The sequence below is a fragment of the Vibrio sp. 10N.261.52.A1 genome (assembly GCF_002876325.1).
In the GTDB taxonomy this organism is placed as follows: domain Bacteria; phylum Pseudomonadota; class Gammaproteobacteria; order Enterobacterales; family Vibrionaceae; genus Vibrio; species Vibrio chagasii.
On record NZ_MCYD01000855.1, the window covers coordinates 1 to 8,024 of the forward strand.

At 44.9% G+C, this 8,024-nt stretch carries 7 protein-coding genes and 1 pseudogene; 5 read left to right on the forward strand and 3 right to left on the reverse strand.

Going from position 1 to position 8,024, the window contains the following annotated elements:
• From BCT81_RS18300 to hisD, 3 genes and pseudogenes are all read right to left on the reverse strand, one after another.
• A pseudogene (locus tag BCT81_RS18300) lies at positions 1–193 on the reverse strand (cupin domain-containing protein); the annotation flags it as partial.
• A gap of 17 nt (positions 194–210) precedes the next feature.
• Positions 211–942 (reverse strand): SDR family oxidoreductase, encoded by a 732-nt coding sequence (locus tag BCT81_RS18305; RefSeq protein ID WP_102425388.1) that lies wholly within the window; start codon positions 940–942, stop codon positions 211–213.
• A gap of 1 nt (position 943) precedes the next feature.
• Positions 944–2,236: a histidinol dehydrogenase gene (gene hisD / locus BCT81_RS18310; protein WP_061031088.1), complete on the reverse strand. Its 1,293-nt coding sequence runs from the start codon at positions 2,234–2,236 to the stop codon at positions 944–946.
• A gap of 341 nt (positions 2,237–2,577) precedes the next feature.
• Here hisD and BCT81_RS18315 point away from each other — a divergent pair, with 341 nt between their 5' ends.
• From BCT81_RS18315 to BCT81_RS18335, 5 genes are all read left to right on the forward strand, one after another.
• Positions 2,578–3,327, forward strand: a complete 750-nt coding sequence (locus tag BCT81_RS18315) for an aldolase/citrate lyase family protein (RefSeq protein ID WP_102425389.1) — start codon at positions 2,578–2,580, stop codon at positions 3,325–3,327.
• A gap of 152 nt (positions 3,328–3,479) precedes the next feature.
• Positions 3,480–4,445, forward strand: a complete 966-nt coding sequence (locus BCT81_RS18320) for a substrate-binding domain-containing protein (protein WP_102425390.1) — start codon at positions 3,480–3,482, stop codon at positions 4,443–4,445.
• Between the two features lie 296 nt (positions 4,446–4,741).
• Positions 4,742–5,737, forward strand: a complete 996-nt coding sequence (locus BCT81_RS18325) for a TRAP transporter substrate-binding protein (RefSeq protein ID WP_060981473.1) — start codon at positions 4,742–4,744, stop codon at positions 5,735–5,737.
• A 167-nt stretch (positions 5,738–5,904) separates the two neighbouring features.
• Entirely contained in the window at positions 5,905–6,468 is a 564-nt protein-coding gene (locus BCT81_RS18330) for a TRAP transporter small permease (RefSeq protein WP_102425391.1), read from the forward strand.
• A complete protein-coding gene (locus BCT81_RS18335) occupies positions 6,465–7,745 on the forward strand; it encodes a TRAP transporter large permease (protein ID WP_102425392.1) in 1,281 nt (426 codons plus the stop codon). The genes BCT81_RS18330 and BCT81_RS18335 overlap by 4 nt, the downstream gene beginning before the upstream one ends.
• Positions 7,746–8,024 lie beyond the last annotated feature (279 nt).

Here is an 8,024-nt window from a genome sequence, read left to right on the forward strand (position 1 = left end):
CACCAATGTTAAAGCCTGCCGTTTCACGGATATGAACATGTTGACGGCTGCTTTCAGCCACACCAGCACCGATGATACAGAAGTTGTCTTTTAGGTCGCTTCCCGGAGTACGTGCATCAATGAAAGCACTCGTGCCTGGGATAAGCTCCATGTAACGAACGAGATTGTTATTTATTGTATTTTGTAGGGTCATTCTAAATTCCTTCTTACCTAACCTAGCGGTCTTCCGCCATCGACAGCGATGGTATTACCGGTTGAAAATGTCAGTAGCTCTGCAGCTGCATAAACGGCGTTGGCAACTTCTTCGTCACTCGCTAATCGTTTCAGCGGTGTCGACTGCTCTTGTGCATTGCGCCATTCATCATCTAACCCTTTGACAAATTCGGTATCCACTAAGCCAGGAGCAACAGCGAGTACTCGGATATCTGGAGATAAAGCGCGGCCTAATGAACGTGTCATGTTTTCAACTGCCGACTTACTCGCACAATACGCCACGTTACTGCCCATTGCGGTTTGTGCTGCGATCGAAGTGATGTTCACTACGCAACCCTTAGCGCTGCGAAGTAAAGGTTCAAACGCGCGAACCATCGCAAATGGAGCTCGAACATTGACGCGGAAGATCTTGTCTATCAACTCATCATTCAGAGACGCTAAATCATTGTGCGCGACAAACTTTGTCATACCTGCACAGTTCACTAGCAAGTCTAATGAATCCGACGACTCTTTAACTTGGTCTGCTAATGCGCCAATCGCAGAGCTGTCTTCAACATTCAGTTGATACATGGCATGACCTGAACCTTGTAAGCTGTCCAAGATCTGTTGAGCTGCAACCTCATTACTGTTGTAGGTAAACACAACGCGATAGCCAGATTGCGCTAATTTGTGACATATGGCGGCACCGATGCCGCCACTGCCGCCTGTAACTAAGGCGAGTTTTGTCATGTTATGCCTCTACCGATTTTTCTTTGTAGCGACGCACACGAATGTCTGCTTGTTCTTTGTGACCAGCGAAACCTTCTAGTGCACATAGTCGTGAACAGTACTCACCTACTTTTAGCGAAGCTGCTTCAGTTACGCGCTGGTAAGTACATGTTTTAATGAATTTACCAACCCACAGACCGCCGGTGTAGCGCGCTGCTTTGTTTGTTGGCAGAGTATGGTTAGTACCGATACATTTATCGCCGTAAGAAACGTTTGTCTCACGACCTAAGAACAACGCGCCATAGTTAGTCATGTTGTCTAGGAAGTACTTAGGATCTTTTGTCATTACTTGTACGTGTTCAGAAGCAATGTCATCTGCGACTTCAACCATCTCTTCGTAGCTATCACACACAATAACTTGACCGTAATTTTCCCAAGCCTTACCTGCCACTTCAGCAGTAGGAAGAATCGTTAGCTGACGCTCAATCTCTTTTACTGTCTCTTCTGCGAAAGTTTCGCTATTGGTTAGCAGTACCGCTGGAGAGTTGTAACCGTGCTCAGCTTGACCAAGTAGGTCCGCCGCTGCTAATTCAGGGTCACATCCCTCTTCGTCTGCAATCACAAGCGTCTCTGTTGGGCCAGCGAACAAGTCGATACCAACACGACCAAACAGCTGACGTTTTGCCTCTGCAACAAATGCGTTACCAGGGCCAACGATCATATCTACTGGTGCAATCGTTTCTGTGCCCAATGCCATTGCACCTACCGCTTGTACGCCACCAAAACAGTAAATCTCATCCGCTCCAGCCATCGCCATTGCCGCAACAATCGCCACATTTGGTTGACCATTAAAAGGAGGAGCACAAGCAATCACACGCTTCACGCCAGCCACTTTCGCAGTAAGAACACTCATGTGCGCTGATGCAACCAATGGGTACTTACCACCTGGGATGTAACAACCAACACTATTTACTGGCACGTTTTTGTGACCCAGTACAACACCCGGCATGGTCTCTACTTCTACATCATGCATTGAGTCACGTTGGATCTGAGCGAAGTTACGAACCTGTGTTTGTGCAAATTCAATGTCGTGCTTAGTAGATTCGTCCAATGCGTCCACACATGCCTGAATTTGGTCATCTGTTAAGCGAAACTGCTCCGGAGACCAGTTATCAAATTTTTCTGAAAGCTCACGTACTGCACTGTCACCTTTCTTTTCGATGTCAGAAAGAATGTTCTCAACCGTTTGACGTACTTGCGCGTTATTTGATGCTGATGCTTCTTCAGTGATGCCGTGTTTTAGAATGCGAGCCATGCTTAGTTCTCCTTGTGGCGTATGCCTAGTGTTTGCTTATGTGTAGTTTTAACAGAGTTTATTTTTGTTTTTGTATGCTTTTGGATACGAATGCAAAACAAACATAAACATTTTTTTAACACTTGGCAAATTCATTTCTCAACTTAGAAAATCAAAGTCAAGCCATTGTTTTAAATAACAAAAGCACTTCACACCAGCTAGTTAGGATGCCTATCGGATTAAAATACAGTCAATTTATGTTGCATTGATCACATTGTTTTTACTCTTTTTTTACAACAACACATGTTAAGTTTTGCATACCTTTGCAAAAGCAAATGAAAAGTAATGGAGAATAGAAAGTAATGGATAACTTCAAGAACACACTAAGCAACACCGAACTACTTGGTACCTTTGTCAAAACCCCTCACCCACACATCATCGAAGTGCTTGCGTTGGCAGAACTCCCTTTCGTTGTGCTAGATGCGGAACACGCCCCTTTTGATAGAACGACACTGGATAGCTGCATTCTGGCTGCGCGCGCTAATCAGCTCCCTTGCGTAGTTCGAGTTCAAGATAGCCAGCCATCGACCATTTTGAATGCGTTAGATTGCGGAGCGACAGGAATCCAGATCCCACACGTATGCAGTGCAGAGCAAGCAGAAAAGTTAGTGAAAATGTCCCATTACGGTGAAGGTGGTCGAGGCTATGCAGGCTCAAGCCGCGCAGCAAAATACGCAACCAAACCGATGGCCAAACACCTAAAGGACAGCCAGAACAACACAGTTGTCATTGCACAAATTGAAGACCCAGAAGGTGTGGTAAACGCAGAATCGATAGCAAAAGTGGAAGGCATTGATGCCCTGTTTATTGGACAAGTCGATTTGGCGGTGTCTTACAGTGCTGAAAGTGTGAATGATGAATGCGTGCGAGAAGCGAGTATCAAAATAATCAAAGCAGCTCAGCAAGTTAACAAACCCGTTGGTATGTTTGTCGCAAATGCTCAAGCGGCTCGTCACTGGAAAGAGCTCGGGGTTAACTTCTTTTGCGTCGGTTCTGAACACAAAATGATCATTGATGGCTTTCGAAATGAGCAAGCCGTCATGAATTCATAAATTTTCTTTGTGATTTCAAATGTTACACGTATTGTAATTATCAAACCTTGCTCATTAGGATCTGTTGACCTAATCAAGGTGGCGCTTGGATTTATCGCGATATAAGGAGATTCACCATAAAAGCGAAAGTTACCTCTATTGATGTTGCCAAAATGCTTGGCGTTTCTCAGTCTACCGTTTCTCGGGCATTCAGTCCGACAGCGAGCATTAGTGAGAAGAAACGTAAAATGGTTATGGATGCCGCGACCAAGCTTGGCTATACGCCAAATGCGATCGCTCGTAGCCTTATTTCCAATCGTTCAGGGTTAGTGGCTATCGCACTTGATAGCGAATCAAACCCAATGTACGACTTGCAATCTCGTGCTCTCGCGATGGAAATTCAAAAGCGCGGCGGCCAAGTTGTCCTTTGCCCTATCGATAAAGACGACTTGGATCTTGCCATTTCACGCGCGATTGAATATCAGGTTGATGGTTTAATCATTGCCACCAGCCGTCTTACTTCCCGAGCATTCGCACAATGTGAAAAGTTTGGCGTTCACTTAAGCCTTATCAACCGTTATACGGAAAGCATTAATGCGAACAGCGCTGGCCTAGATAACCAACGAGCTGGCACGCAAGCGGCGGATTATTTGCTGAATAAGGGCTACAAACAACTGGCTTATGTCAGTGGTGATGCAGGCTCAATGACCAGTGACAAACGTTGGCTTGGCTTCTCTGAAACCGCAAAAACTCGTGAAGCCGCTTCACCTATCTTCATCAATGCAAAATACAGTTTTGAAGCGGGATTAGAAGCCGCTAAAGAGTTAATGGAGCATACATCCAAGCCAGATGCTGTGTTCTGTGCCAATGATATCCTAGCTATGGGTGTTATGGACGGTCTTAGAAAGCTCGGATGTCATATTCCTCAAGACTTTGCAGTGATGGGAGTGGATGATATCCCAATGGCCTCTTGGCCAAGCTATGACCTCACCACGATTGCTCAGCCTACCGATAAAATCGTGCAAAGAGCTGTTGAAGACTTAATGCAGCGCATCAACGATAACGTGGACGCTAAAGGCGAATACCTGCTTGAATCTGGCACCATTATTGAGCGAGGGAGTACAGCCAAAGGCTCTTAGCCAGCTTTCTCCCCTTTAACAAGCTCACTGCAAACCAACCTACTCAACACCGATAAATTTAGACTAAAAGCCCTAATCTCTAGTTAGGGCTTTTTTCTGTGATCTCGTCTAAAAATTCGCCTATTCATATTAACTGCACTATCAAATCGCCCCATTTGTTATTGACTTGTTAGCTCCGTGTTTATATTTTGGATTCGTATGCAAAAATTAGGATATGAAGTGCGGATAAATAACCCACTGAACAACATGGCTCAAATGAATGCACATAAAAGCCATGTGATGAACAAGGAAGAACGATGAAACGCGCAATCTTTACCTCGATTACCGCCCTCGGCTTAACGCTGTCTAGCATGAATACCTTTGCAAGCAATGTGATCCGCCTTGCTCACGACAGCCAAGAAACATCACCAGTCCATAAAGCAATGCTTCACTTCGAAAAAGAGTTGGAATCTCGCTCTAACGGAGAACTTGAAGTTGAAATCTACCCTGCCCGTCAACTGGGCGATGTAAGAGAAACCACAGAGCTTGTTCAGCAAGGTAACTTACAGATGACGTTTGGTGCATCGGTACTGCTTTCACCTTACGTACCTGAGTTCAACGTACTTGATGTTTTCTACCTATTTGAAGACGAAGCGCAAGCACACAAAGCGTTGGACAGCGACAAGATCGGCAAACCACTTCTCAATTCAATGGAATCAAAAGGCTTTCATGGCTTAGGCTTTATGGAAGTTGGCTTCCGCAGCATCACCAATAACAAGCAACCGATTAACAGCATTGAAGACTTGAACAGCTTAAAGATTCGTTCAGCGTCTAACCCTACGCAAATCAGTGCTTGGAAATCGGTGGGTACAGCACCGACACCGCTTTCTTGGGGCGAGATCTTCACTTCATTACAACAAGGCTTAATCAATTCACAAGAAAGCGCGGTGTACTCTATTTACGCTGAGCGTTTTTATGAAGCACAAGAGTACCTATCGCTAACCAACCATATTTACACTAACTACGTGCTATTCATGAATAAAGAGTTCTGGGACTCTCTACCAAGTGATCAACAGGCGCTTATCAACGAAGTAAGCCAAGAAACCATCGCGGTACAGCGTGATCTAGCAGCGAAACAGAACCAAGAAGTCATCAAAGAGCTTGAAGCGAAAGGCATGACAGTAAACGTAGTGCCAACCGACGTTCGTGCTCAAATGAAAGAAAAGATGAATGCAGCGGTTTACCAAGAGCTTCGTAGCAAAACTGGCGAAGCGCTATTCGACAGTGTGATTACAGAAATAGAGCAACTCTAATTCACTGATCACGATTGCTAGCCCTTCATGGGTGCCCGTTATTGACTCAGGCTTTGAGGCTTCGTTTAAAGCAGCTTTATTGCTTTACAGACAAACCGCTTTAAAGCCTGAGATGCAGTTCATTCATTGGCATTCAATGCCCTTTTCAACACTCTTTGGAGTTACGTATGAAATGGTTTCGCCTGTTCGACCGATACTTCGAACCAACACTGATCGTACTTTCTATCTCGTTGATGACCGCGCTACTCTGTTTACAGATAGCTTTGCGCCTATTTGACGCTTCAATTGCTTGGGCAGAAGAACTTGCCCGCTACCTTTTCGTTTGGGCGATGTACTTAAGCATCAGCTACTGTATTCGTGATGATCGACATATTCGCATTCGCCTATTCATCGACAAACTACCGGGTAATCTAACCCACTACAGTTTGATTCTTTCAGACCTTATCTACCTTGCCTTCAGCTGCACCGTTGCCTGGTTTGGTTTCAAAGTGATTGGTCGAAGCTTAAAACTGGGCCAAATCGCTCCAGCAATGGAAATCCCGATTGCATGCTTATATACCTCTGTACTTGTTTGTGCCGTGCTCAGTGCCATTCGCCTTGTCGTGAGCATCAATAAGCGCATTTCAATTATTGCTTACTCACCAAAGTCGGTTCGACTAACGCAACACCGTTACCGTCACTTGAAAGCAAAACACCGCACTTCTAACCGCTTGTTGGAGCTAAGCTTATGACCTCTGCTTTGTTATTTGGTAGTTTCGGATTACTGCTTCTTATTGGCGTTCCCGTAGGTATCGCACTCGCAGGTGCCAGCATGCTGGCAATCTTGAGCCTACCCTTCTTAAATATCGAATTTTTAGTTCAGGGCTTGGTGACAGGCCTAGACTCTTTCCCACTATTGGCGGTAGTACTCTTCACATTGGCCGGTAACTTAATGAGCCAAGGCGGTATATCAAAACGCCTTTTGCATGTTGCTGAAGTCTTCTTTGGTCACTTCACTGGTGGCTTGGGGATTGTGGCGATCGTTGCGTGTATGTTCTTTGCTTCCATCTCTGGTACAGGCTCAGCAACCGTTGCAGCTATTGGCTTAACCATGATTCCGTCTATGGTGAAAAAAGGCTACGACCGAAGCTTTGCTGGTGCATTGATTGCCTCTTCCGGCGGTATCGGTGTAATTATTCCACCGTCTGTTGTAATGATCGTGTATGCCATTACTGCAGAAGTGTCCGTAACGAAAATGTTCATGGCTGGTATTCTCCCTGGGGTTGTCGTCGGACTCGTCCTTATCGGTTACTGTTTGATCGTATCTAAAATCCGTGGCTACAAAGGTAACGATAAGAAAGCAACATGGCCTGAGAGACTGGCAGCGCTTAAAGAAGCGATTTGGGCAATGCTATTACCCGTAATTATTCTTGGCGGCATCTACTCTGGTATATTCACGCCAACTGAATCTGCGGCGATTGGTGTGTTATACGGCTTGTTTTTCGGCATGTTTGTTTACAAAGAGTTGGATTACAAAAAGGTCGTGAAGATCATTTTAGAATCTTCGTTATTGGTAGGTGCAGTACTTGTGATTGTGGGCGCTTCAGTTACCTTTGGTCGAATCCTAACGCTTGAGCGTCTACCAACCGAAATCGCACAATTCATTCTCTCTATCACGGAAAACAAGCTGCTCATCTTGCTATGTATCACCGCATTGCTCCTGATCGTTGGTACATTCATGGAGACATTAGCGGCGATTGTTATCTTAACTCCAATCCTGCTGCCTATCGTGACCGCATTAGGAATGGATCCAATCCACTTTGGTATCGTGATGATCGTAAACTTAGCCATCGGGTTTGTCACTCCCCCACTCGGCGCCAACTTATTTATGGCCAGCCAAGTAGGTAACGTGCCGATTGAATCCTTGTCTCGGGCGATTTTAGGCTGGATTGGTGCCATGCTCGTCGCTTTGATGATCATTACCTTTGTGCCAGCGATATCGCTGTTCCTTCCAGAACTATTGTCTTAAGCGTACCCATCAACAAAGCCACTCAATATTCATCTTTGAGTGGCTTTTTCAATCCAACCATTCCCAAACTTATCGTTGCATGCGAATCCATTTTTAATCAAACAAATCTAAACAAAAAATTAACAACCCAAGTAAAGTTCCATCGTATAAGAATCATTACTCTAAATTTCCTCTCGTCATCACTTTGATATAACAAATCGTCACAGAGCACACTCTGGTATAACAGCCACCTCGCCACACTCAAAACAAAACCAATAAATACAATTATTTATGTAGATA

Bases quoted from the DNA above. Each gene is read 5' to 3' on its own strand.
- BCT81_RS18305 (WP_102425388.1), bottom strand. From the start codon at position 942: ATGACAAAACTCGCCTTAGTTACAGGCGGCAGTGGCGGCATCGGTGCC.
- hisD (WP_061031088.1), bottom strand. From the start codon at position 2,236: ATGGCTCGCATTCTAAAACACGGCATCACTGAAGAAGCATCAGCATCA.
- BCT81_RS18315 (WP_102425389.1), top strand. From the start codon at position 2,578: ATGGATAACTTCAAGAACACACTAAGCAACACCGAACTACTTGGTACC.
- BCT81_RS18320 (WP_102425390.1), top strand. From the start codon at position 3,480: ATGCTTGGCGTTTCTCAGTCTACCGTTTCTCGGGCATTCAGTCCGACA.
- BCT81_RS18325 (WP_060981473.1), top strand. From the start codon at position 4,742: ATGAAACGCGCAATCTTTACCTCGATTACCGCCCTCGGCTTAACGCTG.
- BCT81_RS18330 (WP_102425391.1), top strand. From the start codon at position 5,905: ATGAAATGGTTTCGCCTGTTCGACCGATACTTCGAACCAACACTGATC.
- BCT81_RS18335 (WP_102425392.1), top strand. From the start codon at position 6,465: ATGACCTCTGCTTTGTTATTTGGTAGTTTCGGATTACTGCTTCTTATT.